Raw genomic sequence first — 26,339 nt, 5'->3', positions numbered from 1 at the left:
CGGGGGCATGGATTTCCGGGGCGGGTTCCAGATGGAAACCGGCAACACCGCCACGCCCTATCAGCGGGTCGATACCGATCTGGATGTGACCGAGGCGGGCATCCCCGATATCTGGCACCTGTGGAATGACGGCGGCGACAGTATCAACGCGGCCGCCATGCCCGCAGGCACCTATGGCCTCGCCTATGTCGATGTGCTGGGCAACGTCACCACGACCACGGTGACCAGCGATGGCAGCACGCCGATCAACCTGCTGCGCACCGAGCGTCAGGTGGATGCCGTGATCCGGCAGGGCGCGTTTACCGCCGCTGAAATCGCACAGCTCACGCAATACTGGGGGTATCTGAAATGATCACCATCACCATCGCCTGTCCCGTCGGCGTGATCGAGGATGCGGGCCAGCTCGCGCGCTGCATCGGCTACGGCGAGGCGGACGGCGACACGTTCACGGATGCACAGGTCTATGTCGATTCCGAGGGTCATCGCTATGCCGTGCCGCATGGCCCCGTGCATGAGGCGTTTTTGACCAATGCGCTTGTTCCGCTGGCAGTGCCTGTATGGGGCGCGGATATGGACGCCGCCGCCCGCGCGCAGGCCATGGTCGCGCTGTGGCAGCCGCCTGATGAGGGGGCGGTGGTCGAGCCATTCGCCGCGCCGGATCGGATTGCCGCCGTGGCGGAACTGGATCTGGCGGCGGCGCTGGCGGTGCTGGGGCTGGTGCGGGAGGTGCAAAATGCCGAGGCTTGAGTATGACCCCAAAATCAGCCTCGGCAACATCGTCACCATCGCCGTGGTTTTTGTCGGGGCCGTGACGGCATGGAATACCGTGGTGAGCCGCCAGACCCAGATGGCGGAAAAAATCGCGGTGATGGAGACCAGCATCGCAGCCAAGACAGCGGGCCGGGATCAGCAAATGTCGGCGCATGAGGCGCGGATCCGGGCTGTCGAGATCGCGCAGGCCGCGCAGTCCAGCGATCTGCGCGCGATCCAGAGCGGCATCAGCCGGATCGAGGCGCAGATGGAGAGGTTACAGCCTCGGCCCTGATCAGTCTTCCACCGGCGGCTTGGCCCGATCCTCAAACAGCCGCGCCAGCTCACGCTCGATGGCATTCATCAGGTTTGTGCAGGTCAACTGATCTATTGGCTACATTATGCGGGTCGCAATAGGCAAAATATGCTAGGCGCTCAGGTGTCCCGTAGTTGGCGAATTCCCATTGCCTGATGCTGTAATAAGGTATCACCTGGGTGTCTCTTTGAATAGTTGTTCTACAATGATCTGTTCGGCAAGAACTTCAGCAGCAAAAACCTGAATGTCTTTAACCATCTGGGGCACGTCAGCATACGCACCTGCGATTTGGGAGAGCAGTCCAAATGCGGAGGCCCCATAAAGTGCCAAGGTAGCGAGTTTTATTTTTAGGCCCGGCTTGATTTTATCTGCACTATCAACCGCTTCCTGTATGGATGTTTCGCCAGATGAAACGCCGTCCAATAGTATCCGGAGTGATCTCATTTGATCTATGCTGTCACTAGGCCCAGATAGAAGTTTGACTGTTTCGATGGCAGATTGAAATAGTCCGGTAGCTACTTCTGCATCGTCTGCACCGCAGACGATGCAGGTTTCTTTATTTCTGCAGGAGTAAAAGTTTGCGTTGTGGACAGAAAACTGTCTGGAAGATGATATGCTTCCACACTGCCCGCACTTGACGGGGATAGGTGGGACGGTGGTTTTTCTTCTGTGCGCAGCTTGGTGTACATGCTCATGCGGCTGGGGAAACTGACTTGCATCGGAGTTTTCGGATCGGAGTGTTCCACCTTGGGCTAGGTATGGCCTCGCAACTTCCTTGAAGTTCCCGCTCTTAATATGAACATCACTATTGGTAGACATAATGCCCACATCTCTGTGGCTTAATTCTACCCTGCCGAATGTAACGCCCTTGCTGTTCGAGATAGTGATGCCTGCCAAATTTGCCCCCTAGATGAGTTGCCTAACACCGCAATATGGGGCGGCTATCAAGTAAATCAACCACCCACCGCCCGGCCACCGCGCCGGGCTTTTTCATGGAGATATGACATGTCGAAAGACGCGATCCGGTCTATCCAGACCGGGCTGACCGCGCTTGGCTATGCGCCGGGTGTGATCGATGGGCTGGACGGCCCGCGCACCCGTGCGGCGGCGCTGGCCTTCGGGCAGGGCAAGACGGTGGCCATCGTCAATGTGCAGCCCGAAACCAATGCCATGATCTATCAGGGCACCGCGCGCTATCCGGTGCGCGAGATCATCGTGCATTGCAGCGCCACCCGGCCGGACTGGTATGAGGGCCTGAGCCTCAATGCCAAGCGCGCCGAGATCCGCCGCTGGCACCTCGCCAATGGCTGGTCGGATATCGGCTATCACTGGCTGATCGACCGCGACGGCGCGATCCTCGCGGGCCGGGCAGAGACTGTCATCGGCGCGCATGTTGTCGAGCGCAATCAGGGCACCATCGGGATCTGCCTCATCGGTGGTCATGGCTCTGCCGAGACCGACGATCCGCGCCAGCATTTCACCGACCGCCAGTTGATCGCCCTGCGCCAGCAGATCCAGGCGATCAGCATGCGCACCCAGATCACCACCATTTCCGGGCACAACCAGTATGCCGCCAAGGCGTGTCCGGGGTTCGATGTTCCTCAATGGCTCAAGGAGGCCGCATATCCATGACCGGACAAATCGCCCTGATCATCCGCTATTTGCTTTACCCGCTGGCCGGGATTATCGCCACGCTTGGCTTTGCCACCTTTGATGAGGCCTCGGGCACCATCACCGTCAGCCTGCATGACCTGTCCATGGTGCTGGCTGGGTTGGTGGTCTGGATCGCCACGGTGGTTTGGTCGCGGATCGCCAAGGGCAAAGGCGGCGCGACTTGACGCTCGAGCGGTTGGGCAACCCCGGCTTGGGGCTGCCCGCCGAATTCTCAGTAGCAATACATGATCGTTGCATCCGCAGAGAACCGCTGATCCAGCACATGCTCTCCGGCAGCCTGGAAGGTCATGGTCATGCTGTTGTCGGTAACGATGTGGTCCATCATCAAAGAGACGCTATAGGGGCCGGTGGTGCCGATTTTCACAATCGTGTCGTTCCAATCCGGCGCATGGACGGGGTTCAGGCCGCCACATTCCTTTACGGCGCTGGCCTCGAAATCATGAGCGCTCGACATGTAAAGGCAGGTGTTCGGCTGCACCTCCATCGTGGCGTTGTTCTGCGCCGTGATCAGGCAGCCAGCGTTGGCGACGGAAGCGCCGACAAGCGCGAGGCCAAGCGCGAGGCCAAGGCTTTTGAAAGCAGAAGTTGTCATTGTTCGATATTCCCTATTGGTGTGTGATCGTCTTTGATGGGCCGATGCCGATATGAGCGAGCATCCATTTCCCGGGGCGCCGGCAGAAAAGAGTTATCGGCAGTCGCAATATGCTGCGTCGGACATATTGTCGGAATTCACGCCGAATTTTGCGGCCTCTGTCCGACTTTCAACGAAGCTCCACTTCCCGTTTTCAAGCAGCCCGATGCCAACCGCGCAGCCAGCGCCGGCGCGCATCGAACTGACGGCTTTGCTCCATTGCGGGTCGTAGAAATGGCGCAGGCCGGTCAAGCCGGGCAACAGGTCGTCACCTGCGCCTTGATTGTGGAACATCACGACGTCATTGCCGACAATCGTTCCACCATTTCCTGTGAAGTTCGGTCCTTCGAAGATTTGGCAGGTCATCGGCTCTGCGGATTGGGCGGCGGCCATACTCACGCCTACACCTGAGGCGAGGAATGCGATGAGCATGGCTTTGCAAAAAGTGGGATGAAACTTCATCTACTGTCCTTCGAGTGATTTTTGATCTGATTGTGGTGCGTTCTGGAAAAATAGCCGCTGATCATCACATCGGACGCCAGCGGGGGAACTCGATAAGCACGCCTATTTTGTAGGCAGATTCGCGTTTGTTATCCAATATCAACGTGCAAAAAGGTGCGGAATGCTGAGCAGGATGGCCGCATGGCTGGCGGTTGCAGCGCCATGTAGCCGTTCGCGCACTGGCCGACGCATGGGCTGGCGGACGCAAGGGATTCACTCCTGATCGCAATGTGATAGAGTGAGATCGCCTGCCAGTCTCGAAGCCCCACGCGCCGCGCGGGGTATTGATGTAGGGGCTGGTGGGCCCGCTTTCTGGCGGGTGGCGTTATAGGGCTTTGCCCGCGAGGTCTCCGGAGCGGAGGCTGCGCCATCCTCCAGAGCGCGGACAGGATAATCTCCCATCGGGTCCAACGACGATGGGCGATGACATGACTGGTCGGCTTGAGGGTTGGACTACCAAGCCGCCGCTCTCGACCCAATAAAGCCCGTCACGCTTAGCGATATGGTGATCCCCATATCGTGCGCACCCCGACAGGCTACTTGTTGCTCCCTGCGATCACTCCCGCCGGTGAGCCTCAAGCCCGCGCGTCAACGCGGCAGGGCCGTCCGGCATCCACCCGGGCGGCCCTTTATCATCACAGGACGCTCATCATGATCACCGTCTACGGCAAGCCTGCCTGCATCCAGTGCGAGGCCACCACCCGCGCGCTGGATCGCGCGGGCCTCGCCTATGAGGAAAGGGCGGGGGCTGACTGGCTGGATGAGGTCGAACGGTTGGCCCGGATCGCGGGATCCAGGCAGGGGCCGCTGATCGTGGCCGGGGATCAGGTGTGGTCGGGGTTTATGCCGGATCGGATTAAGGGGCTGGTGCGGTGACGGTGGCAGCTATGCGGGACAAAACGGTCATTCATCTTTCCAGGAGAGTTCAGCGCCGCCGCAAGATGACAAGGTCCTGATAATCCACGATGGCCCTCGCTCGGTAGTCTAGGATCTCAAAATTCGCGCCCCAGTGGCGTTCGGTGTAGCTGCGGCTTTGGAAGGTCGCGCGATAGTAGCCCGCAGGTGCGATACCGTCCAGGGTGGCGTCCTGGATTTCGTCGATGATCCCCTCTTCTGACAGCCGTCCGGCCAGCCCGTGCCGCTCTGCCGCAGCATCGCCGTGAACCGTCAGCGCCATGACTGCACCGGGCGCGGTCAGGCGATACAACTCCGCAAGCCAACGAAGCTGGAGCTCACGCTCCAGATGCGTCATGACGGAATAGCCAATGACTGCGGTAAACGCGCGATCGGGCAAGGCGACAGGCGGATCGGCGGGTATGCACAGAAATTCTCCACCCCTGAGATGAAGACGGCACCATTCAACAGCCTCGGCATCGATATCGCAGCCCGTATAGCTGGCAAAGCGCGGATCATGAATGAGGTGGCGTGCAAGTCGCCCGCAGCCGCAGCCCCAGTCCAGAAGGTGCTGATCCGGCCCGGCCAGATGCGGGAGCAATATTGGAAGGATCTCGAACAGATTTACCACGCCGCTGCCTGTGAACTGATAGTCTGAGCGGGTATGAGCGACCCGATACATCAGTTCGGGTAACGGCAGGGCGTCGCCTGCGCGCAGTGCAGCAAAAACCGCCTCGATTTCGCGGTTTTCATCCGCCAGCTCGAGGTCCGCGATCCTGTCGCTAAGGGCCGGTGGCGCGCAATCCGGCTTTGTGGGGCAGGTCCGGCAGGGCTCGGGCGGGACACCGGACAGAAGGCTCTGACGCAAGCTGCGCAGCCCAGCATCACATTGTGCCAGATCGTCTGCCGGCCAGGTTGGTTCAAAGTGGTTGCAAGGGGCGATCATCGGCGCACCCTGATTGCGCAGAACAAAGCTCTCCCAGGGCAGGGAGCAGAGCCGGGTCCTCTCTGAATTACGCTCCAATGCCCGGCATCCTGCTCGAATATCCAACCCCCGTGTGGAGCCAGAAAATCCAATCCGCGTAGTCGTGTCAAATCAGGCGCAGATCAGATGAATGTCCGCAATGGGCTCAAACCATCGCTTCACGCCAAGTGCCCTGCAATCTCGTCCGTCAAAGGATGCCAGGCAGGATCTTCGCCATGTCAGCGCGAAACTTGAGCTGCTGACCGTTGCCCGGAAAGTTCACCGCGTGATGGAGAGTGGTGATGCCCGAAGCAGCAATCGCCGCATCGATATGCCGTCTGATCCCGACCATGAACGACACCACCGCGTCGGGTTGATAGGCACCGATCCGGCACGCTAGCGAAGGGATGTGCGCTTCACAGTGAGCGCTCCTCTCCGCACGGCCTCAGCGTCGCGGATCTGGCGAGCCTCATGCACCTGCTTGTGGGACAGGCCGAGCTCGGCTGCCGTAACCTTCTGCTGTTCTGGAAGAAGGTTCTGGTCAGCCTTTGTCGCCGCCTCTCCCCTTTCCTGCGCCGCATCATATTCGTCCGCAAGCCGACGCTTTGCCTCACGCGAAAACGAAATTCCCCGCAGCCTTGAGCGCCTGAAGGCTCACATCTTCAACGACTACAACCGTTGTGCCGAAGCTCACCTGAACATCACTGCCAATCGCGAGCAGCTTCAGCGCCTTCATGTTGGACGCGCCGGTGAAGCTGAGCCTGTCTTCCCCAATAGTGAAGTCGGTGACCATGTCCCTGCCATCGGAGCGGCCGAAGACAAATACATCGCGACCAGCGCCGCCGGTGAGGCTGTCGTTGCCCTTGTCACCCGCGAGCGTATCGGCACCCGCGCCACCCATGAGGGTGTCCCTTCCATCGCCGCCGCTCAGCCGGTCATTGCCGGTGCCTCCCATCAGCTTGTCATTCCCGCCGCGACCGAACAGCACATCCTTGCCGCCGCCGCCGGTGATCTGATCATTGCCGCCTTTGCCATCGATCGTGTTGGCGGCGCTATTTCCGGCGATCGTGTTTGCGAGCGCGTTGCCGGTGCCATTGATCTTGGCCTTTCCGGTCAATGTGAGATCTTCAACAGAGGTGCCGAGGGCCCAGGTGACCGACGCCCTGACCTCATCGCGGGGATTGGGCTCATTATCGAAGTCGGGAACATAGGTCTCGTTGACGACGTCCCTGAGATTGTCGACGATGAAAATATCCCGGCCATTGCCGCCGTTCATCGTGTCGGCGCCCGTGCCGCCATCAAGAAGGACTTCTGTAGTTGCGTCGCCTGTACTGGTGAGGTGGTCACGGCCGGATCCACCATGCAGCTCTCCGCTGTAAGGGGCGAAGGTATTCAAGACATCATCGCCTCCGCCGCCATACAGATATCGCTCTGCCATATTGAAGCCGTTGAGTGTATCGTTTCCTTCGTCTCCGTAGACGTGGAATATGCCCATCCATGTAACTTCGATGAGATCGGCACCGCCCTTGGCGCGGATCGTCACGACATCTTCGGAAGCATCCCATATGCCAGAGCCTTTAATTTTCAGGCGATCTGTGCCGTTGGTTCCATTAATCGTCCGAGCCATAAAATACCTCACAATTTCTAGCACATATTCAACTCAGCTAAGCGGCCGCTGGTTGATTCTGCAAGATCGCGGTGCGCGGGCCATGTGGGTCCAAGCGGGCAGGGGTGTTCACCATGGACATGCCAAGCCGAACCCCGAACAAGCACGCCTATTCGTGGTTCCTACACTGCATGGATGACAGGAAATGTTACCCTAAACGTTACCCGGCTGGCGATGACACCACTGGGATTTTGCTCTCATAGCCGTAACGCTTTGATTTTATGGTGCCCCCAGAGGGGCTCGAACCCCCGACCCCCTGATTACAAATCAGGTGCTCTACCAGCTGAGCTATAGAGGCACGCCCTTCACATAGCGAAGCGGGACGTGCCGCGCAAGGGTGCAGCGCGCAAGGTCAGCGCCGGGCCTCCATCCGGGCCATCAGGGCGACGGCGACAAGGCCCACGGCCATAACCAAGAGGGCGGCGGGGGCGGCCTCGCCCAGTTTCTCAAGGCTGGCCAGTTCCTGTGTGCGGGTGGCCAGCGTGTTGAAATTGAAGGGGCGCAGCAGAAGGGTTGCGGGCAGTTCCTTCACGCAATCGACAAAGACGATCAGCAGAGCCATACCGACAGAGCCGCGCATCAAGGGCAGATAAACCTCGCGCAACACACCGCCTGCGGGGCGGCCAAGCGCGCGGGCAGCCAGCGGCAGGTTGGGGGAAATGCGCCCGAAAGCTGCATCGACGGCGCCCTGCGCAATGCCGAAAAACCGCACGATGAAGGCCAGAACGATCGCGGTCGAGGTGCCGGTCAGCATCAGGCCCGGATCGTGGCCGGTCAGCGCCAGGATGCCATCCGCCACGCGGTGATCAAGGGCGGCCAGCGGCACCAGCAGGCCAAGCGCCAGCACCGCGCCGGGGGCGGCATAGCCAAGCGCCGTCACCGGCAGGATCCAGCGCGGCAACCCGCGCCCGGCCATGCGCAGGCCGTAGACGAAGAAGATTGCGGCGGCGACCGTCAGCACCGCAGCACAGCCCCCTACGGTCAATGTGTTCATCAGCGCCTTGCCAAGCCCGGGTTCGATCCAGGCCTCGGGCTTTTTCAGCGCGTGACTGGCCATGACGGCAACGGGCAGCAGAAAGCCCATGGCGAAGGGCAGGAAGCAGAGCGTGAAAGCCAGCCAGCCACGCCAACCGGACAGCGTTTGCGCCACCACGGGCCGCATCTGACGGGCGGAGGCATGGAAGCGTGCCCGCCGCCGCCCGAGCCGCTCCACCGTCAGCAAAAGCACGATCAAGGACAATGAGACGCCCGCGATCTGCGCCGCGCCACCCGCATTGCCAGCGGTCAGCCATGTGGTGAAGATGCCGGTGGTCAGCGTCTGCACCCCGAAATGGGCCACGGTGCCATAATCCGCGACTGTCTCCATCAATGCCAGCGCGACACCGGCGGCGACCGATGGACGCGCCAGCGGCAAGCCCACGCGCAGGAACACGCCCCAGGCACCGCTGCCAAGGGCACGCGCGACCTCATAGGATCCACCCGATTGTTCGCGAAAGGCCTGACGCGCCAGCAGATAGACGTAAGGGTAAAGCGCCGCCGATAGCACAAGGATCGCGGCTTCAGGGGTGCGCACCTTGGGAAACCAGTAATCTTGCGACGACGCCCAGCCCATCAGACTGCGCAGATTTACCTGTAGCGCGCCGGAATAGTCGAAGAAATCCACCAGCGCATAGGCACCGACATAGGCTGGCACCGCCAGCGGAAACAGCAGCGCATAGCTGAGCCAGCCCGATCCCGGAAAGCGATAGATCGTGACCAGCCACGCGGCACCCGTGCCGACCAGGGCCGTCAGGACGCCAACGCCCGCCATCAGGGTCAGTGTCGCCATCATGTAACGCGGCATCACGGTCGCGAGCAGATGCGGCCAGATGTTCTCCGTTGGATGAAAGGCGATCCAGACCACCGAGACAATGGGTGCCAGCACGATCAGCGCGATCACACCAGCCCCGATGGTCCAGCCATCTGGTTGCGGCCAGCGCCGCGCGCGCAGTTGAGTGTTTTGCTCAGCCATCTTGCCGTCTGCCTAACGCAAGCGGCACGGCAAGTCCAGAAAGGCTCAGTAACGGTGGCCGCGCGCGATACGCAAAAATTCCTGCGTCCGGCGTTGATCGTCAACCGGGACGGCGGCAGGTTGACGCCAGAGCCCTTGCCAGATCCGACCGCTTTCGCGGGCCAGGCGCATGAATTGTTTGACCCGCGCGCCGGTGCTGGGTTTGCGCTTGTCGGCCAGATGCTTGCCCATGGCTGCCTCCTTTTTGATGCTGTCGCACAGGATAGGCTCGAATCGGTCCTTTCCCAAGCGAAACCCGTCAGGACAGGCGAGAGATGGCCCATGCCGCCGCCTCGGCCACGGTCGGGTCGGCGTCTTGGCGCAGCGCCTCGGCCACCGGGCGCAACGCCGGCAGAGCGGAATTGCCGATGGCATAAAGCACGTTGCGGATGAAGCGATCCCGTCCGATCCGCTTGATCGGGCTGCCGGCAAAGCGCGCACGAAAACCGGCATCATCCAGCATGGCAAGTTCGGCCAGTTCCGGCGCGCCGACGCGGGGCTGATAGCCGATCTCCCTGGCACTTTGGGCAAATTTGTTCCAGGGGCAGGCCGCAAGGCAATCATCGCAGCCATAGACGCGATTGCCCATCAGCGCGCGCAACTCCGGCTCCACCGGGCCCTTATGCTCGATCGTCAGGTAGGAAATGCAACGCCGGGCATCCAATTGATAGGGCGCAGGAAAAGCGCCGGTCGGACAGGCATCCAGGCAGGCGCGACAGGATCCGCAATGGCTGTGATCGGACTTGTCCTTTGGCAGATCGATCGTGGTGAAGATCGAACCCAGAAAGAACCAGCTGCCCAGATCGCGTGCCAGCAGATTGGTATGTTTGCCCTGCCAGCCCAGGCCTGCCGCCTCCGCCAGCGGTTTCTCCATCACCGGGGCGGTGTCGACAAAGACCTTGATCCCGGCACCTTCCGGCACCTGATCCAGCAACCAGCGCCCCAGCCGCTTCAGCCGCCGCTTCACCAGATCATGATAATCCTTGCCCTGCGCATAGGCGCTGATTGCGGCCCGGTCGGGCTGGCGGGTCACCGCCATCGGGTCATAGTCTGGGGTATAAACCTCTGCCAGCATGATGACAGTCATGGCCTCTGGCCAAAGGGCTGCCGGATTGCCGCGCCAGCTTTCGCGCTCTGCCATCCAGCCCATCTGGCCGTGACGCTCGGCCTCCAGAAACGCCCGCAGCCGCGCCGCGGCTTTTGGCACCGCATCGGGCGCACAGATCCCGACCTTGGAGAAACCTTCCTCCATGGCGCGCGCAACAAGCCGGTCTTTCAGCCCCTCATTCATCTGTTCACAAATATCCCGGGGCCCGGGGCAGAGCCCCGGAACGTCTCAGCTTAGAAATCGAGATCCGCATAATGCGCGGGCGGCAGGAAGCCCGGCACCTGATCGGCCAGCAGGGTGCGGAAACAGGGACGCGATTTCAGCTTCACATACCAGTCCTTCACCACCGCATGACGGTTCCAGTCGACATCGCTGATATAGTCCAGGCAGGACAGATGCGCGGCAGCGGTGAAATCCGCCAGCGTCATGCTGTCGCCCGCCAGCCAGCGGCGCTGATCCAGCAGCCAGGCCATGTAATCCAGATGATATTTGATGCGGGTTGCGCCGAATTTTACCGCCTTGCTGTCGGGATAGCCGGTGCCCTGCACCTTTCGGTTCACCCGTTCATAGAGCAGCTTCGACGTCACCTCGCCATGGAACTTGTCATCGAACCAGTTGCACAGCCTGCGCACCTCATAGCGCGCATCAACATCGCGCGGCATCAGCGCAGGCGAGGGATAGGCCTCTTCCAGCCATTCGCAGATCGCCTGGCTTTCGCTCATCAAGCGTCCCTCGACGCGCAGCACCGGCACTTTTCCCGCCGGGTTGCGGCGCAGGAACTCGGCCTGCTGTTCCCAGTAACGCTCCTCGACCAGTTCCACCTCGATCCGCTTTTCGGCCAGCGTCAACCGCACCTTGCGGCAGAAGGGCGAAAGGGGCGCGTGATACAGTCGGTTCATCGTCAAAGGGCTTTCCGCTGAAGGGGCAGGATCGGCTCTGCCTTCATTGCCGCGAAGAGGGCGCAAGTGCAATCCCGTTCCCGCCAAATGGGCCTTGAGGCGGGGCAAAGGCGCTGTATCTCGCCGGTTTCGGCGAGATTTCGGCCCTTAATACTCGAAACAGGCGGCTCGGCCATCGGCCTTGATTGTCTCGGCACCCGACAGGATCTGGCCGGTGCGGCGGCGCACCAGCGGGCCGGGCTTGGCAGGATTGCGCCCCTTCGGATCGGGCAGGACGGCGGCCAGACGCGCAGCCTGCGTGGGGGTCAGATCCCTGGCGCTGACCCCGAACCAATGCTGCGCCGCAGCCTCGACCCCGAAGATGCCTTCGCCGAATTCGGCGACATTCAGATAGACATGCAGGATGCGCCGCTTGCTCCAGACCATTTCGACCGGCGGGGTCAGCACTGCTTCGGCGGCCTTGCGGGCCCAGTTGCGGCCATGCCAGAGAAAGACGTTCTTCACCACCTGCTGCGTCAGGGTGGAGGCCCCGCGCCCGCGCCCTTCATCCAGCGCGGCGCGAATGGCCTTCATGTCAAAGCCCCAGTGTTCGCAGAAATTGGCGTCTTCGGCCGCGACCACGGCGCGGGCCATCACCGGGGCGATGTCGTCCCAGCCGACCCAATCCTTTTCGATGCCGCCCAGGCGGATCGCCTCTTGCGCCTGATAGACATTGATCGGCACCGGCACCACTGCGAAAATCAGGATCAGCGCCGCATAAAAGGCCGCAAGCCCCAGCAGGCCGCGCTTGGCCCAGAACCAGATGCGGGCGCGCCACCGCAGGGCAGGGGCCTCGATGATTTCGGGCTCCGGCGCGGGGTCTGGTTTCTTGCGGGTGGATTTTGCCATGGGGCCCAGAAACCATGAAGCCCGATCCCGGGTCAAGGTTGCAGCGCGCCTGACACCGGCTCAGAACCGAACGCGCCGGAACAAACGCGCCAACTCGGTTCTTTCAGACCGAACAGCCCGGAACGATCATTCCGACATGGCGGTTTGAGAGTGAACACCCCGGAAATGAACAAAGGGCCGACCCGAAGGTCAGCCCTTGTATCATTCGGGTGGCTGGGTGGGGTGCTGGCGTCGTGCTGGCTGCCTGCCCTTGCGACCGGAGAGAATGCTTTGAGGTGGGAGCGCGCTTGCGATCTGGCTGGCTGCGCTTCCTGCCGATGAGCTCTGTCTAGGACATGGAAACGCAGATGTCAAATTTTTCTTTGAAAATCAAATAGTTGACTTTATTTGTCAGACAATGCGCTTTGAGTAAATCAGTCGGAATGCTGCCGAAAATGGCAAAACGGGCGAGGTTCCCTCGCCCGTTTCCGTTTCTTTTCACAGGCTTGGCGCAGGCCGCCGCTTACTCCGCCGGCACCGCTGCTCGCTCATCGCTCAGCGGGTGGGGCAGGTGCACCAGCATCTCTTTCGGGCAAACCTGAAGGAAATTGGCACGCTCCGCCTCCCAATTCGACAGGATCGCCTGCGCTTTCTGGCTGCCGGTCTCGCGCAGGTGACGCTCGATCAGGCCTTTCAGCTGCGATTCCCAATGCGGATGGCTGACCGCGCAGGTGACAAGGCTTTCAAGGTTCATGAAATCCTCGGCAATCCCGCTCGGGTCATAGAGATAGGCCATACCGCCGGTCATGCCCGCGCCAAAGTTGGCACCGATCCGGCCAAGGATCACCGCGACACCGCCGGTCATGTATTCGCAGCCATTGGTGCCGCAACCCTCGATCACCACCGTCGCGCCGGAGTTGCGCACGGCAAACCGCTCGCCCGCCTTGCCTGCCGCGAACAGATAGCCATAGGTCGCGCCATAGAGCACGGTATTGCCGATGATCGTGTTTTCGGCCGCAACCAGCGGCGAGGACATCTGCGGACGCACCACGATGGTGCCGCCCGACAGGCCCTTGCCGACATAATCATTGGCGTCGCCCTGCACCTCGATCTTCAACCCGTTCACCGCGAAGGCACCAAGGCTCTGCCCGGCATTGCCGGTCAGCTTCACCGTCAGATGGTCGTGTTGCAGGTTGTTGCGCATCCCGAACTTGCGGACAATATGGCTGGACGACCGCGTGCCGATGGTGCGCAGCGTGTTGCGCACCGCATAGCTCAGCTGCATCTTCTCGCCATCCTCGAAGAAGCGCGCGCCATCCTTGACGATTTCCGCATCCAGCGTGTCCGGCACCGCATTGCGCGGCTTGGAGCGATCATAGGTGACGCGGTTCGCCCCATCCACCGTGATGAGCAGCGGGTTCAGGTCAAGGTCATCCAGATGCGCCGAGCCACGGCTGACCTGCATCAGCAGATCGGGGCGGCCGATGATCTCGTCCATCGAGCGTGCGCCGATGGAGGCGAGGATCTCGCGCACTTCCTGGGCATAGAAGGTGATCAGGTTCACCACCTTGTCCGCCGTGCCGGTGAACTTGGCGCGCAGATCGGGGTTCTGGGTGCAGACGCCCACCGGACAGGTGTTCGACTGGCACTGACGCACCATGATACAGCCCATGGCGATCAGGGCCGCCGTGCCGATGCCGTATTCCTCGGCACCGAGCATCGCGGCAATCACCACGTCACGCCCGGTGCGCAGGCCACCATCGGTGCGCAGCGTCACCCGCTCGCGCAGGTTGTTCATGGTCAGAACCTGGTTGGCCTCGGTCAGACCCATCTCCCAGGGCAGGCCCGCATATTTGATCGAGGTGCCGGGCGATGCGCCGGTGCCGCCATTATGGCCGGAAATCAGGATGATATCGGCCTTGGCCTTGGCCACGCCCGCCGCAATCGTGCCGACGCCGCTGGCGGAAACCAGCTTCACCGTCACCTTGCAGCGCGGGTTGATCTGCTTCAGGTCGTAGATCAGCTGCGCCAGATCCTCGATACTGTAGATATCGTGATGCGGCGGCGGGCTGATCAGCGTCACGCCCTTGGTGGAATGGCGCAGCCGTGCAATCAGGTCGGTGACCTTCATGCCGGGAAGCTGGCCACCCTCGCCGGGCTTGGCACCCTGGGCCACCTTGATCTCCAGCTCTTCGCAGGCGTTCAGATATTCCGCCGTCACGCCGAACCGGCCCGAGGCCACCTGCTTCACCTTGGCGCAAGGGTTGTCGCCATTGGGGAAGGGATGCTGGTGCGCTGGATCCTCGCCGCCCTCGCCGCTGTCGGATTTGGCACCGATGCGGTTCATCGCGATGTTCAGTGTCATATGCGCTTCCGGGCCAAGCGCCCCCAGCGACATGCCCGGCGTGATGAAGCGCTTGCGGATCGAGGTGATCGATTCCACCTCTTCAATCGGGATCGCCTTGCCCACCGGCTTGATATCCAGCAGGTCGCGGATATGGATCGGCGGGTTCGCCCGCATCGCGGCCGAATACTGCTTCCAGATGTCATAGCTGGCGCGGTCACAGGCCGCTTGCAGCATATGCATGGTCTGGGCTTCCCAGGCGTGTTTCTCGCCCGAGCGGCGCGCCTTGTAGAAGCCACCGATCGGCAGCACGTCGCTGCCACCCTGCCAGCCCTTGGCGTGGATCTCCTGCACCTTGTGTTGGATGCCATGCAGGCCGATACCGGAGATGCGGCTTTGCATCCCGGGGAAGTATTCGGCAACCATGGCGCGCGACAGCCCCACCGCTTCGAAGTTCAGCCCCCCGCGATAGGAGGAGATGACCGAGATGCCCATCTTGGCCATGATCTTCAAAAGGCCCGCATCGATGGCATCGCGATAGCGACGCATCGCATCGGTCAGGCTGCCTTCCAGCAACCCGCGTGCGATGCGATCGGCAATGCTGTCTTGCGCCAGATAAGGGTTCACCGTGGTCGCGCCGCAGCCGATCAGCACCGCAAAGTAATGCGGATCAATGCATTCGGCGGACCGCACATTCAACGAGGTGAAGGTGCGCAACCCCTTGCGGGTCAGGCTGGAATGCACCGCCGAAGTGGCAAGGATCATCGGCATGGCGATACGCGCATCCGACTGGTTCTCGTCGGTCAGCACCAGATGGCTTGCGCCCGAGCGCACGGCATCCTCGGCCTCGGCGCGGATGCGCTCCAGCCCAAGGCGCATCGCCTCCTGGTCGGAACCAGCGGGGAAGGTGCAATCGATCACCACCACACCTGCGCCGAACTGATCGAGCATGGTGTAATATTCGGCATTGGCGATGAAGGGGCTTTCCAGAACCAGGATCTCGGTCTGGGCAGAGCTTTCATCCAGCACGTTCTTCAGGTTGCCGAACCGCGTCTTCAACGACATGACGCGGGTTTCGCGCAGGCTGTCGATGGGCGGGTTGGTGACCTGGCTGAAGTTCTGGCGGAAGTAGTGCGAGAGCGGGCGATAGACCTTGGACAGAACCGCAGGCGGCGTGTCATCCCCCATGGAGGCAACCATTTCCTTGCCGTCTTCGGCCATCGGTGCCAGAACCTGTTCCAGATCCTCGACCGAATAGCCCGCCGCGATCTGGCGCTTGCGCAGATCGGCACCTTGATAGGTGGCGTTTTCCGGCACGTCCTTAAGCAGCGAGTTCAGATCGACGATCTTTTCGATCCAGTCGCCATAGGGCTGCGATCCGGCAAGCCGGTCCTTCAACTCCGCATCGTGGTAAAGTTTGCCCTCTTTGGTATCGACGGCAATCATCTGCCCCGGCCCGAGCGCGCCTTTTTCGCGGATCGTGGTCTCATCCACCGGCACCATGCCTGCTTCCGACCCTGCAATCAGCAGGCCGTCGCCCGTGACCACATAGCGCATCGGGCGCAACCCGTTGCGGTCCAGACCGCCGCAGACCCAGCGGCCATCGGTCATCGCAAGGGCCGCAGGGCCATCCCAGGGCTCCATGACCGAATTGCAATAGGCATACATATCGGCCCAGGCCTTCGGCATGTCGGTCGTGGTCTTTGACCAGGCTTCCGGCACCAACATGGTTTTCGCCATGGGGGCAGAGCGCCCCGAGCGCACCAGAACTTCGAACACCGCATCCAGCGCACCGCTGTCCGAGGTGCCGCCAGGGATGATCGGCTTGATATCCTCGGCCATCTCGCCAAAGGCGCTGGAGGCCATGCGGATTTCATGGCTCTTCATCCAGTTGACGTTGCCCTTCAGCGTGTTGATCTCACCGTTATGGGCCAACATGCGGAAAGGCTGTGCCAGCCACCATTGCGGGAAGGTGTTGGTCGAATAGCGCTGGTGATAGATCGCAAAGCTGCTTTCGAACCGCTCATCCTGCAGATCGGGATAGAAGACCGACACCTGTTCGGCCAGCATCATGCCCTTGTAGATGATCGACCGGCAGGACAGGCTGCAGAGGTAACACCCGGCGATGCCTGCGGCGGTCACCGCCTTTTCGATGCGGCGGCGGATGATATACAGCTCGCGCTCGAACTGTTCCTGATCGACGTCCTTTTCGCAGCGGATCAAGATCTGTTCGATCTCGGGCCGGGTCGCATTGGCCTTTTCGCCCAGCACCGAAGTGTCCACCGGCACATGGCGCCAGCCATAGATGTAATGGCCCATGCGCAGCACTTCGGTTTCCACGATCGTGCGGCAGCGTTCTTGCGCGGCAAAGTCGGTGCGCGGCAGGAAGACCTGCCCGACGGCGATCAGCTTGCCCTGATCGGGTTCATGGCCGGTGCGGCGCACCACGTCATAGAAGAACTTGACCGGGATCTGCACATGGATGCCCGCGCCGTCGCCGGTCTTGCCATCGGCATCGACCGCGCCACGGTGCCAGATGGCGCGCAGTGCATCCAGCCCCGCCTCCACCACCTTGCGCGAGGGTTTGCCGCTGATCGAGGCCACCAGACCCACGCCGCAGGACGAATGCTCGTCTTCGGTCTTGTAAAGCCCATGCGCATCGACATAGGCGCGCTTGGCTTCTTCGGCCTTCACCCAGGCATCATCATAGATCGTCATGGCTCACTCCTTCTGGGCTGGCTTGCAACAGGGCCTCGAACTCGTCCCCGGTCAGTCTGTCGTGATCGCCTGCAAAGGCGTATCCGGCGGGTTTCTGGTCAATATAGATCTCCTGGTTCAGGCTCAGCCCGGTGAGATCATCCAGAATTCCGACGGACAGAAAGTAATCGGCGGTCTCGGCATCGGGCACGGTCAGGCGATACCAGAGACCCGCCCCGCACCGCGCGCAGAATGACCGCGCGGCCCAATCCGAGGATGGGTAGGTGGTGATATGTTCCGCGCCCTCGATGCGCAGATCGGCATGGGCCACGACCACCGTCATGCCCGCCGAGCCAGAGTTGCGGCGGCACATGCTGCAATGGCAGGCATGCATATGCGCAGGCAGGCTTGCCGCATGAATGCGCACCCCGCCGCACAGACATTGGCCGGAGCGGCCGGTGATCATCTCAGCGTTCATGGCGCACCTGCTGCAACAGACGGTCCAGCGGGGCTTCGGACATCAGCGCCCCGCATTCAAAGATCGGTTGCGTCGCGCCAAAACCGGGCTCGCCCGGCTGGATGAACTGCACCGGGCTGCCATCCATCGGCACCCAATCCTGCCCGTCCCAATGCTCAGACGGGCCGGAAAAGAACATCCGCCATTCAGGATGGATATATTCGCGTCCGCGCGCCTTGCCCAGAACATTGCCCTCCGGGTCGACCTCTTCATAGGCGTATTCGGTCTGCGGCAGGGCCACACCGTCAATGGTGATGGTCTTGCCGGTCAGTTTGTCAAAGCCGGTGACATGGCTGCGGGTGCCATCATCGCGTTCCAGCCAAAAGTCGAAATCGTCGTGCCCGCTTGCCACCAGTTCGGAAAACCGGGCGGGGTCTGCCGGGTTGGCGGCCAGAGATTGCCGCACCGTCGGGTTGAAGTTGTAGCTTTCGACCCATTCGGTCTCGCGGTTGATCCGGCTGAGGAAAAAGATCCCCTCCTGATCGAAATCCGCGCGCCATTGATCGCCCGCCTGATCGGCGGTGCAGCGGTAATGGTTCGATACCCGGCAGCCGCGCGACTGCACCGTCATGAAGGCTTCACAGCCCTCGGGGGCCTTGAAACCGGCTGCCTGCAGCGGTGATGCGCTGGTAAGGGTGATGCCGAAAAGGGCAAAGCCCGTCAGGATCAGAAACCGTTTCACGCTGCATCCTCCCCGGCTTGCGCCGCATCCACCGAAACCTGACTGGCCTTCATCCGCTCCGCCAGCAACTGCCGCAGCCGCCGTTTGCGGCCGTCAAAGGCCAGTTGCACCACCTCGTCCAGCACGCCCGCCTCATGCAGCCGCACCACGCTGTCATGGCGCACGCGCGGCAGAAGATAGCAGGCGACATTGGCTGCGGGCCGCATCAGGCGGCGCTGCGGGGCCTCGCGCCCCGCGCGGCCAAAGATCACCACATGATCGGTGGCGGCATTCATGTGATCGCCCGCCTGGCGGATGCGCCACTCCGTGATCTTGTTGCGAAATCCCATCCAGCGGGGTTCATCCGGCACCAGATCGGGCGCGACCGAATATTGCGGTGACATGGCCAAGGCCACATCCACCTTGGTGAAGCCCCCCAGCACCAGCGCCGAAAACCCGCCCAGCGAATGCCCCATCGCCACGACCTGCGCCGCACCGATCCGGGCGGCCTCGGTCTCCACCAGCCCCGCGATCTCTTCGATCAGGCCGGGGGCATTCAGCCAGCTGCGCGCCGGGTCGGCGATGAACAGCACATGATCGCGCCCCGATCCGCTGGCAGTCTTGGCAAATTCCAGCCGGGGCGGTTGCGTGGCCAGACGTCCGACCCCGGAAAAGCACACAACCAAACGCTGGCTTGTGCCGCGATGACGCCAGACCCGCAGCCGCGCGTCATCGCGCAGAGGCTCGATCAGCACATCGGGGCGGCGCGCAGGCGGTGCCGCTTCGGGCACGGCAGGGCCGGGCGTTGCCGCCGCCTTGCTTGCCTGATGTCGCGCCGCCTGGGTCATCGTGCCGGTCTTTCCTCTGTCGGGTTGGATTGTCGGGTCATAGGCGCGCGCGCCTTGAGCGGCGCGTGCAGTCTGTTTGGACAGGTCCGGGGGGGGTGGCCCCTTGCCCGGCCTGCCTTGGCTTATTCTGCCGCAACGCTCGCGGGTTGGGCCAGATAGTCGGCAATCGCATCGGCGGCTTCGCGCCCGTCGCGGATCGCCCAGACTACAAGGCTTGCGCCACGCACGATATCGCCCACGGCAAACACGCCGGGCAGGGCGGTCTGATGGGTGCGGAAATCGGCCTTGATGGTGCCCCAGCGGGTCACCGTCAGTTCGGGCACATTCCACAGCGCGGGCAGGGCCTCGGGCTCAAAACCGAGGGCTGTCACCACGAGATCGGCGGGTTCGACGTAATCCGCGCCCTCGATCACCTCGGGCATCTGACGACCGGAGGCATCAGGGGCACCAAGACGCATCTTCTGCACCAGCACGCCTTCGACCGAGCCATTGCCGGTAAAAGCCTTGGGCGCGGTCAACCATGCGAAATCAACGCCTTCTTCCTCGGCATTCTGGGTTTCACGCTGGCTGCCCGGCATATTGGCGCGGTCGCGACGATAGAGGCATTTCACCGAGGTGGCACCCTGACGGATCGCGGTGCGCAGGCAATCCATTGCGGTATCGCCGCCGCCGATCACCACCACCCGCTTGCCGCTGGCATTCAGATCGCCATTGTCGAAGGCCTCGACCTCATCGCCAAAACTCTTGCGATTGGAGGCGGTCAGGTAATCCAGCGCCTGCACGATACCCTTCTGGCCCACGCCCGGCCCGCCGACATCGCGCATCTTGTAAACGCCCGTTGCGATCAGCACCGCGTCATGCTGGCCGCGGATCGCGTCAAAGCTGAGATCCTCGCCGACCTTGCAATTCATCACGAATTGCACGCCCGAGGCCTCCAGTTGTTCGATGCGCTGCATCACCACCGGCTTTTCCAGTTTGAAGCCCGGAATGCCATATGTCAGCAAGCCGCCCGCGCGGTCGTAGCGGTCATAGACGGTGACCTGAAACCCCTTGCGGCGCAGCATGTCGGCGGCAGCAAGGCCGCCCGGGCCCGCACCGATAATCCCGATGCTTTCCGTGCGTTCCATCACCGGACGGATCGGCTGGACCCAACCGTTTTCCCAGGCCGTATCGGTCACATATTTCTCGACCGAGCCAATGGTCACGGTGCCGTGGCCAGACTGTTCGATCACGCAATTCCCTTCGCAGAGGCGGTCTTGCGGGCAGATGCGGCCGCAGATCTCGGGGAAGGTATTGGTCGATTGGCTGATCTGATAGGCCTCTTCCAGACGCCCCTCGGCGGTCATGCGCAGCCAGTCCGGGATGTTGTTGTGCAGCGGACAGTGCGACTGGCAATAGGGCACGCCGCATTGGCTGCAGCGGCTGGCCTGTTCGGCAGCCTTCTGTGCCGCAAATTCCCGGTAAATCTCGTGGAAGTCCTGGGAGCGCAGATTGGCGGGACGCTTCTCGGGCATTTCCCGATCAACGGTGACAAACTGAAGCATCCGTTCCTTGGCCATAGTCTCGCCTCCCTAAGTCATTCGGTGGGTGAGATCTGGATACGCCAGTCGGAATCTGAATAAAAGTCAGCAATATTGACTTATTTTGATGATTTCTGCCTTGGTGGCGAAGTAATCACTAAAATTCCCCTGAGAATAGGTCAGCAAGAGTTCCCGTTCTGCCTAAAAACCCAGCAAAAGTGCGCCTGCGGCCACGAGGCCGACAACGATTCTCCACCAGCCAAACAGGGCATAGCCGTGGCGTGAGACGTAGTTGAGCAAACCCTTCACCACGAATACCGCCGAAATCAGCGCCATGGCAAAGCCGATACCGATCTCGGTCAGGGCATTGGCGTCCAGCACATCGCGGTTCTTCCACAGGTCATAGGCGAAGGCGCCCGCCATGGTCGGCATCGAGAGAAAGAAGGAAAATTCGGCCGCGCCGCGTTTCGACACGCCCAGCAGCAACGCACCCACGATGGTCGATCCCGAGCGGCTGACCCCCGGGATCATCGCAAGGCATTGGATGAAGCCGATCTTCAGCGCGGTGCCCAGCGGAACATCCATCGCGTCATCATAGCGCGGTGCCAGCGTCATCCGGTCCACCACCAGCAGCACGATGCCACCAAGGATCAGGTTGATCGCGATCAGCATCGGCGATTCAAACAGCACTGTCTTGATGAAGTCATGCGCCAGAACGCCGATCACCACCGCAGGGAAGAAGGCCAGCAGCACCGCAATGATGAAGCGCATCGCCTTGGGGTCACGATGCGCGTTGGAAAACACCGCCCAAAGCCGCGTTGCATAGACCGACAGCACTGCCAGCACGGCACCAAGCTGGATCACCACCTCGAAACTTTTGCCTGCGCTTTCAAAGCCAAGGAAATGCCCGGCCAGCAGGATATGTCCGGTGGATGATACCGGAATGAACTCGGTCAGCCCTTCCAGAAGTCCCAGAAAGGCAGCACTCAGCAGCGATTGGTCGGCCATGGATCAGGCTTTGCGCACGTTCTTCGCCGAGGCCTTGATCGCGTCGAACTGACCAGAGGGGCGATAGGGCCACATGTAATCCGGCAGCACGGCAGCATAGGCCGTGGGCGTGATACCCAGATCGGCAAAGCCCTTGGCACCCGGTGCCACAACATTGTCGCGGTAGAGGTTCTTCAACTGGTCTGCGGTCAGGATCTTGTTCTCGATCAGGCCGCCGGACAGTGTCTGCAAGGTGCCAAAGCCGAAAGCAATCAGACGACCGACAAAACGCGGCAGCGGCAGCGCCAGACGACGGCGGTTGACGATGGTGGCCGTTGCGCGGGTCAGATCGGCAAGCGTTTCGACATCCGGCCCGCCCAGTTCATAGATGCCGGGCGCAGCCTCGCCGGTTGCGCCCATCACGGCGGCGGCCGCGACGTCCTCGACATAGGCCGGCTGGAATTTCGATTCCGCCCCGAAGACCGGCATGACCGGGCTCATGCGGGCGATCAGGCCCAGACGGTTGAAGAACTTGTCCTCATTGCCGAACAGGACCGAAGGCCGCAGGATCACGGCAGAGGGGAAGTTTGCCAGAACAGCCGCCTCGCCCTCGCCCTTGGTGCGGGAATAGTCGCTGTCGCTGCCCGCATCCGCGCCGATGGCCGAGATATGCACCAGATGCTGCACGCCTTCTGCGGCGGCCAGGCGGGCCACGCGCGCGGCACCCTCGGACTGCAGGGCGTCGAAGGTGTTCTTGCCCACGGCATTCAGCAGGCCCACGCAATTCACCACCGCATCGGCACCCTGAAGGGCGGCGCGCACGCTGGCCTCATCGCGGATATTGCACAGAACCGGCTCGACCTGACCCACAACACCATAGGGGCGCACGAACAGCGCCTCGTTGGGGCGGCGCGTCGCAACGCGCACGCGCCAGCCCGCTTGTGCCATGCGGCGGGCGATGTAACGGCCGACGAAACCCGAACCGCCATAGATCGTGACAAGCTTGCTCATCTGCGAGACCTTCCCGTCAGGTAATGGTGCAAAATTCCTTGTCTCCATAGCTTTAAGGGGATTTTCAGACAAGGCGCAAATGGCCGCAACTTTTTTCACGAACCGCTGTTGACACCCCCTGCGACAACCCGTAGATACCGCCCTACGACATCGCCCAGATGGCGGAATTGGTAGACGCGCTGGTTTCAGGTACCAGTGTTGCAAGACGTGGAGGTTCGAGTCCTCTTCTGGGCACCAATTTACAAAAGGCCCGCAACCCCAACAGGTTGCGGGCCTTTTGTCTATTCTGGCCCGGTGAATCCAACAGCGGAAGGCGCGGGGCAGGGGGCGGATGGCAATGGGGCCTCGCGCATTTGCGCAAGGCCCCGTCAGGTTGCTCAAATCGGTGTCGTGCCCCGGCTCAATCCTCGTCGCCGGCAAGCTGCGACAGAACCGCACCCTTGCCGCGCAGGCGCAGAATCAACGGCACGATCAGCGCCAGCGCCGCGATGCCAAGCAGCACCGCCGCGATGGGCGATTGCACCAGCACCGTCCAGTCGCCCTGGCTGATCGCCAGCGCCCGGCGCAATTGCTGTTCTGCCATGGGGCCAAGGATCAGGCCGACCACGATGGGCGCGATCGGATAGCCGAACAGTCGCATCACATAGCCCAGCACGCCGAAGCCCAACAGCATCCCCAGCTCAAAGGTCGACGGGTTGGCGCCGATGGTGCCAAGCGTCGCGAAGAGCAGGATACCCGCATAAAGCCAAGGCCGGGGGATGGTCAGCAGCTTCACCCAGAGCCCGATCAGCGGCAGGTTCAGCACCAGCAGCATGGCATTGGCGATCAGCAGCGAGGCGATCAGGCCCCAGACCAGCGTCGGGTTCGTCGCAAACAGCAGCGGCCCCGGTTGCAGACCGAACTGCTGGAAGCCCGCGAGCATGATCGCGGCTGTGGCCGAGGTCGGAAGGCCCAGTGTCAACAGCGGCACCAGGGTGCCCGCTGCCGAGGCGTTGTTGGCAGCCTCGGGTCCCGCAACGCCCTCAATGGCGCCTTGGCCAAACTCCTCGGGGTGCTTGGTCAGTTTCTTCTCGGTCGCGTAGCTCAGGAAGGTGCCGATCTCGGCGCCGCCCGCAGGCATGGCCCCGATCGGGAAGCCGATGGCGGTGCCGCGCAGCCAGGGCTTCCACGAGCGTTTCCAGTCGGTCTTGGTCATCCAGACCGAGCCCTTGACCGCCAGCACCTCTTCGCGCCCGACCTTGCCTTGGCCAGCAATCGCCAATGCCTCGCCAATGGCGAACATTGCCACGGCCAGCGTGGTCACCTCGACTCCGTCCAGCAGCTCCGGCACGCCGAAGGCAAGCCGCGCCTGACCGGAAAGCTGGTCAATGCCGATACAGGCCAAAGCCAGGCCGAGGAACAGCGAGGTCAACCCGCGCAGCGCGGAATCACCGAAAGCTGCGGAGACGGTCACGAAGGCCAGAACCATCAGGGCGAAATATTCGCGCGGGCCAAAGACCAGCGCCACTTTCACGATGGAGGGTGCAAGGAAGGCCAGAAGCAGCGTGGCGATCAGGCCCGCGATAAAGGATCCGATGGCGGCAGTGGCCAAAGCTGGCCCCCCCCGCCCGCGTCGGGCCATCTTGTTGCCCTCCAATGCGGTGATGATCGAGGCGCTTTCGCCGGGTGTGTTCAACAGGATCGAGGTGGTCGATCCGCCATACATGCCGCCATAATAGATCCCTGCAAACATGATGAGCGATCCGGCGGGGTCCAGGCGGTAGGTCACGGGCAACAGCAGCGCGACCGTCAGCGCCGGGCCGATGCCGGGCAGAACGCCCACAGCCGTGCCCAGCGTCACGCCGATCAGCGCGTAAAACAACATCATCGGGTCGGCGGCGGTCACCAGACCCTGCATCAGAAAATCAAAGGCCCCCATGGCTTATCCCTTCTGGAAGAACAGAAGCTCCAGCGGCCCGGCGGGCAGATGCAGCATCAGCAGCTGAGAGAACACGACCCAGACGACAAACGACAATGCGATGCCGACGGGGAGGGTCAGGGCGAGGTTGCGCTTGCCGAAGGCGCGGGCGGTCAGGGCGAACAGAATGCCGGTCGCGATGGAAAAGCCCGCGACATGCAGCAGCAAAAGTTGCAGGGCCAGGCCCGCGACAATCCAGAGCACCGGACCGGGATCCTGGCGGGGCCGGGCCGGGAAATCGCCGCGAAATGCAGCGATCCCGGTCCAGACGGCGAGGAGGAGGAGCACCGCCGCGACAACGCGGGGCACACTCGCCGGACCCACCCCGGAATAGCCGCCCAGATCGGCAAGGCGTGCGCTGTCCCACAGCATCACGCCTGCCACGACGGCCAGCCCGAAGGCGATGACCAGCGCCGCCCGGTCAAGGCGGCGCTGAGGTTCAAAGAACTTTCCGGTCATTTCACCAGACCGATATCCTTGAGGATGGCCTCGGTCGAGGTCACGTCCTTCTGGAGTTGCTCGGTGAACGCGTCACCCGACAGGTAGGTATCGGACCAGCCCTTGTCGGCCAGTTGCTTTTGCCAGTTGGCCGATTTCACCATCGTCTCGATATCGGCGGTGACCTTGGCGCGCTGCTCGTCGCTCAGGCCCGGGGCCGCCGCAACCATGCGCCAGTTTTGCAGTTCAACGTCCAGACCCGATTCCTTCAGGGTCGGGGCGTCGATGCCCTCGATCCGCTCCGGCGCGGTGGTGGCCAGAAGGCGCAGGGTGCCTGCTTTCACCTGTTCCTGGAACTCGCCCAGCGACGACACGCCAGCGGTCACCTGATTGCCGAGAATTGCGGCCAGGGCCTCGCCACCACCGGAATAGGCGATGTAGTTGATCTTGGTCGGGTCGACGCCCGCCGCCTTGGCGATCAGGCCGACCGCGATATGGTCGGTGCCACCGGCGGAGCCACCGGCCCAGCTGACGGCACCCGGATCGGCCTTCAGCGCCTCGATCAGCCCGTTGATATCCTGAATTGGCGAGGCGGCAGGCACCACGATGGCCTCATATTCGCCGGTCAGACGGGCGATCGGGGTCACATCGGCAAGGCTGACGGGCGAATTGTTGGTCAGGATCGCGCCGACCATCACATAGCCGCCGACGATCAGCGCATCGGCATTGCCCTTGTTCTGGCTGGCAAATTGCGCAAGGCCGATGGTGCCGCCCGCGCCGGGAACGTTCTGGACCTGAACGGAAGGCGAGATGCCTTCTTCTTGCAGCACGCTTTGCATGGTGCGCGCGGTCTGGTCCCAGCCACCGCCCGGATTGGCCGGGGCGATGATGGTGTAATCCGCCGCTGCCGGAAGGGCGATGGCCCCGGCGAACAGGCTTGCGAGAACGAATTGCTTCATGGCGTTCCTCCGCTTGCACCGGCATCGCTATGCGATCCGGCATCCGTGTTTCAATTTTTGTGATGCGCGCCGCCACTTCT

General features: G+C 62.2%; 27 protein-coding genes and 2 tRNA genes. 7 read left to right on the top strand and 22 right to left on the bottom strand.

From position 1 onward, the window contains the following. The 3 genes from GBJ34_RS06030 to GBJ34_RS06020 form a co-directional block, all read left to right on the top strand. Positions 1-352 (top strand): hypothetical protein (locus tag GBJ34_RS06030; protein WP_226341059.1); only part of this gene is annotated, 352 nt, incomplete at its 5' end. Next, complete coding sequence (locus tag GBJ34_RS06025) at positions 349-747, top strand: hypothetical protein (protein WP_151718353.1); 399 nt, start codon at positions 349-351, stop codon at positions 745-747. The genes GBJ34_RS06030 and GBJ34_RS06025, both read left to right, overlap by 4 nt. Next, positions 734-1,045, top strand: a complete 312-nt coding sequence (locus GBJ34_RS06020) for a hypothetical protein (protein WP_151718352.1) — start codon at positions 734-736, stop codon at positions 1,043-1,045. The genes GBJ34_RS06025 and GBJ34_RS06020 overlap by 14 nt, the downstream gene beginning before the upstream one ends. Positions 1,046-1,237: 192 nt before the next feature. Here the strand turns inward: GBJ34_RS06020 and GBJ34_RS06015 are convergent, their stop codons facing one another. After that, positions 1,238-1,963: a hypothetical protein gene (locus tag GBJ34_RS06015; protein ID WP_151718351.1), complete on the bottom strand. Its 726-nt coding sequence runs from the start codon at positions 1,961-1,963 to the stop codon at positions 1,238-1,240. A gap of 108 nt (positions 1,964-2,071) precedes the next feature. Between GBJ34_RS06015 and GBJ34_RS06010 the strand changes: the two genes are divergently transcribed. Next, positions 2,072-2,698 (top strand): peptidoglycan recognition protein family protein, encoded by a 627-nt coding sequence (locus GBJ34_RS06010; RefSeq protein WP_151718350.1) that lies wholly within the window; start codon positions 2,072-2,074, stop codon positions 2,696-2,698. Further along, complete coding sequence (locus tag GBJ34_RS06005) at positions 2,695-2,904, top strand: hypothetical protein (protein ID WP_151718349.1); 210 nt, start codon at positions 2,695-2,697, stop codon at positions 2,902-2,904. Before GBJ34_RS06010 ends, GBJ34_RS06005 begins: the two co-directional genes overlap by 4 nt. Before the next feature lie 47 nt (positions 2,905-2,951). Here GBJ34_RS06005 and GBJ34_RS06000 read toward each other — a convergent pair whose 3' ends face one another. Both GBJ34_RS06000 and GBJ34_RS05995 read right to left on the bottom strand, forming a co-directional pair. Beyond that, entirely contained in the window at positions 2,952-3,332 is a 381-nt protein-coding gene (locus tag GBJ34_RS06000; protein WP_151718348.1) for a hypothetical protein, read from the bottom strand. 93 nt (positions 3,333-3,425) lie between these two features. After that, positions 3,426-3,833 carry an ATP-grasp domain-containing protein gene (locus GBJ34_RS05995; protein WP_151718347.1) on the bottom strand — a complete coding sequence of 136 codons (408 nt, stop codon included), beginning with the start codon at positions 3,831-3,833 and terminating at the stop codon, positions 3,426-3,428. Positions 3,834-4,523: 690 nt separating this feature from the next. Between GBJ34_RS05995 and GBJ34_RS05990 the strand changes: the two genes are divergently transcribed. Further along, complete coding sequence (locus GBJ34_RS05990) at positions 4,524-4,748, top strand: glutaredoxin family protein (protein WP_151718346.1); 225 nt, start codon at positions 4,524-4,526, stop codon at positions 4,746-4,748. A 49-nt stretch (positions 4,749-4,797) separates the two neighbouring features. On the opposite strand, the gene GBJ34_RS05985 is transcribed toward GBJ34_RS05990, so the two are convergent. From GBJ34_RS05985 to GBJ34_RS05915, 16 genes are all read right to left on the bottom strand, one after another. Further along, positions 4,798-5,817 (bottom strand): class I SAM-dependent methyltransferase, encoded by a 1,020-nt coding sequence (locus tag GBJ34_RS05985; RefSeq protein ID WP_151718345.1) that lies wholly within the window; start codon positions 5,815-5,817, stop codon positions 4,798-4,800. A gap of 121 nt (positions 5,818-5,938) precedes the next feature. Beyond that, positions 5,939-6,082: a hypothetical protein gene (locus GBJ34_RS20480; RefSeq protein WP_192931118.1), complete on the bottom strand. Its 144-nt coding sequence runs from the start codon at positions 6,080-6,082 to the stop codon at positions 5,939-5,941. A 258-nt stretch (positions 6,083-6,340) separates the two neighbouring features. Continuing rightward, a complete protein-coding gene (locus GBJ34_RS05980; protein ID WP_151718344.1) occupies positions 6,341-7,357 on the bottom strand; it encodes a calcium-binding protein in 1,017 nt (338 codons plus the stop codon). A 261-nt stretch (positions 7,358-7,618) separates the two neighbouring features. Continuing rightward, positions 7,619-7,694, bottom strand: a tRNA-Thr gene (locus tag GBJ34_RS05975). Positions 7,695-7,748: 54 nt separating this feature from the next. Further along, positions 7,749-9,407: an ABC transporter permease gene (locus GBJ34_RS05970; protein WP_151718343.1), complete on the bottom strand. Its 1,659-nt coding sequence runs from the start codon at positions 9,405-9,407 to the stop codon at positions 7,749-7,751. A 45-nt stretch (positions 9,408-9,452) separates the two neighbouring features. Beyond that, complete coding sequence (locus GBJ34_RS05965) at positions 9,453-9,638, bottom strand: hypothetical protein (RefSeq protein WP_151718342.1); 186 nt, start codon at positions 9,636-9,638, stop codon at positions 9,453-9,455. A 67-nt stretch (positions 9,639-9,705) separates the two neighbouring features. Beyond that, the gene (gene queG, locus GBJ34_RS05960) at positions 9,706-10,737 is read right to left on the bottom strand and encodes a tRNA epoxyqueuosine(34) reductase QueG (protein WP_151718341.1); all 1,032 of its coding nucleotides are present in this window, start codon (positions 10,735-10,737) and stop codon (positions 9,706-9,708) included. 50 nt (positions 10,738-10,787) lie between these two features. Next, on the bottom strand, positions 10,788-11,453 hold the full coding sequence (gene fzlA / locus GBJ34_RS05955) for an FtsZ-binding protein FzlA (RefSeq protein ID WP_151718376.1): 666 nt from the start codon (positions 11,451-11,453) through the stop codon (positions 10,788-10,790). A 147-nt stretch (positions 11,454-11,600) separates the two neighbouring features. After that, on the bottom strand, positions 11,601-12,341 hold the full coding sequence (gene mtgA, locus GBJ34_RS05950; RefSeq protein ID WP_151718340.1) for a monofunctional biosynthetic peptidoglycan transglycosylase: 741 nt from the start codon (positions 12,339-12,341) through the stop codon (positions 11,601-11,603). Positions 12,342-12,843: 502 nt separating this feature from the next. Then, positions 12,844-17,382, bottom strand: a complete 4,539-nt coding sequence (gene gltB, locus GBJ34_RS05945; RefSeq protein ID WP_151718339.1) for a glutamate synthase large subunit — start codon at positions 17,380-17,382, stop codon at positions 12,844-12,846. Next, a complete protein-coding gene (locus GBJ34_RS05940) occupies positions 17,369-17,839 on the bottom strand; it encodes a GFA family protein (RefSeq protein WP_226341058.1) in 471 nt (156 codons plus the stop codon). Before GBJ34_RS05940 ends, gltB begins: the two co-directional genes overlap by 14 nt. Further along, a complete protein-coding gene (locus GBJ34_RS05935) occupies positions 17,829-18,560 on the bottom strand; it encodes a hypothetical protein (RefSeq protein ID WP_226341057.1) in 732 nt (243 codons plus the stop codon). The genes GBJ34_RS05940 and GBJ34_RS05935 overlap by 11 nt, the downstream gene beginning before the upstream one ends. After that, positions 18,557-19,387: a hypothetical protein gene (locus GBJ34_RS05930; RefSeq protein ID WP_151718338.1), complete on the bottom strand. Its 831-nt coding sequence runs from the start codon at positions 19,385-19,387 to the stop codon at positions 18,557-18,559. The genes GBJ34_RS05935 and GBJ34_RS05930 overlap by 4 nt, the downstream gene beginning before the upstream one ends. 122 nt (positions 19,388-19,509) lie before the next feature. After that, complete coding sequence (locus GBJ34_RS05925; RefSeq protein ID WP_151718337.1) at positions 19,510-20,946, bottom strand: NAD(P)-dependent oxidoreductase; 1,437 nt, start codon at positions 20,944-20,946, stop codon at positions 19,510-19,512. A 162-nt stretch (positions 20,947-21,108) separates the two neighbouring features. Then, the gene (locus tag GBJ34_RS05920; RefSeq protein WP_151718336.1) at positions 21,109-21,915 is read right to left on the bottom strand and encodes an undecaprenyl-diphosphate phosphatase; all 807 of its coding nucleotides are present in this window, start codon (positions 21,913-21,915) and stop codon (positions 21,109-21,111) included. Positions 21,916-21,918: 3 nt separating this feature from the next. Then, positions 21,919-22,905: a complex I NDUFA9 subunit family protein gene (locus tag GBJ34_RS05915; protein WP_151718335.1), complete on the bottom strand. Its 987-nt coding sequence runs from the start codon at positions 22,903-22,905 to the stop codon at positions 21,919-21,921. Between the two features lie 152 nt (positions 22,906-23,057). On the opposite strand from GBJ34_RS05915, the gene GBJ34_RS05910 reads away from it, so the two are divergent. After that, a tRNA-Leu gene (locus GBJ34_RS05910) sits at positions 23,058-23,142 on the top strand. Positions 23,143-23,305: 163 nt separating this feature from the next. On the opposite strand, the gene GBJ34_RS05905 is transcribed toward GBJ34_RS05910, so the two are convergent. Genes GBJ34_RS05905 through GBJ34_RS05895 form a run of 3 tightly spaced genes read right to left on the bottom strand, consistent with a single transcriptional unit; the run spans position 23,306 to position 26,259 of the window. Further along, positions 23,306-24,823, bottom strand: a complete 1,518-nt coding sequence (locus tag GBJ34_RS05905) for a tripartite tricarboxylate transporter permease (protein ID WP_151718334.1) — start codon at positions 24,821-24,823, stop codon at positions 23,306-23,308. A 3-nt stretch (positions 24,824-24,826) separates the two neighbouring features. Beyond that, positions 24,827-25,321: a tripartite tricarboxylate transporter TctB family protein gene (locus GBJ34_RS05900; protein WP_151718333.1), complete on the bottom strand. Its 495-nt coding sequence runs from the start codon at positions 25,319-25,321 to the stop codon at positions 24,827-24,829. Then, positions 25,318-26,259, bottom strand: a complete 942-nt coding sequence (locus GBJ34_RS05895; protein WP_151718332.1) for a tripartite tricarboxylate transporter substrate binding protein — start codon at positions 26,257-26,259, stop codon at positions 25,318-25,320. The genes GBJ34_RS05900 and GBJ34_RS05895 overlap by 4 nt, the downstream gene beginning before the upstream one ends. Between the last annotated feature and the right edge of the window lie 80 nt (positions 26,260-26,339).

Origin of the sequence: Gemmobacter serpentinus, assembly GCF_008973825.1 — a bacterium.
GTDB classification, from domain to species: domain Bacteria; phylum Pseudomonadota; class Alphaproteobacteria; order Rhodobacterales; family Rhodobacteraceae; genus Gemmobacter; species Gemmobacter serpentinus.
This window is presented reverse-complemented; position numbering and strand designations above follow the sequence as displayed.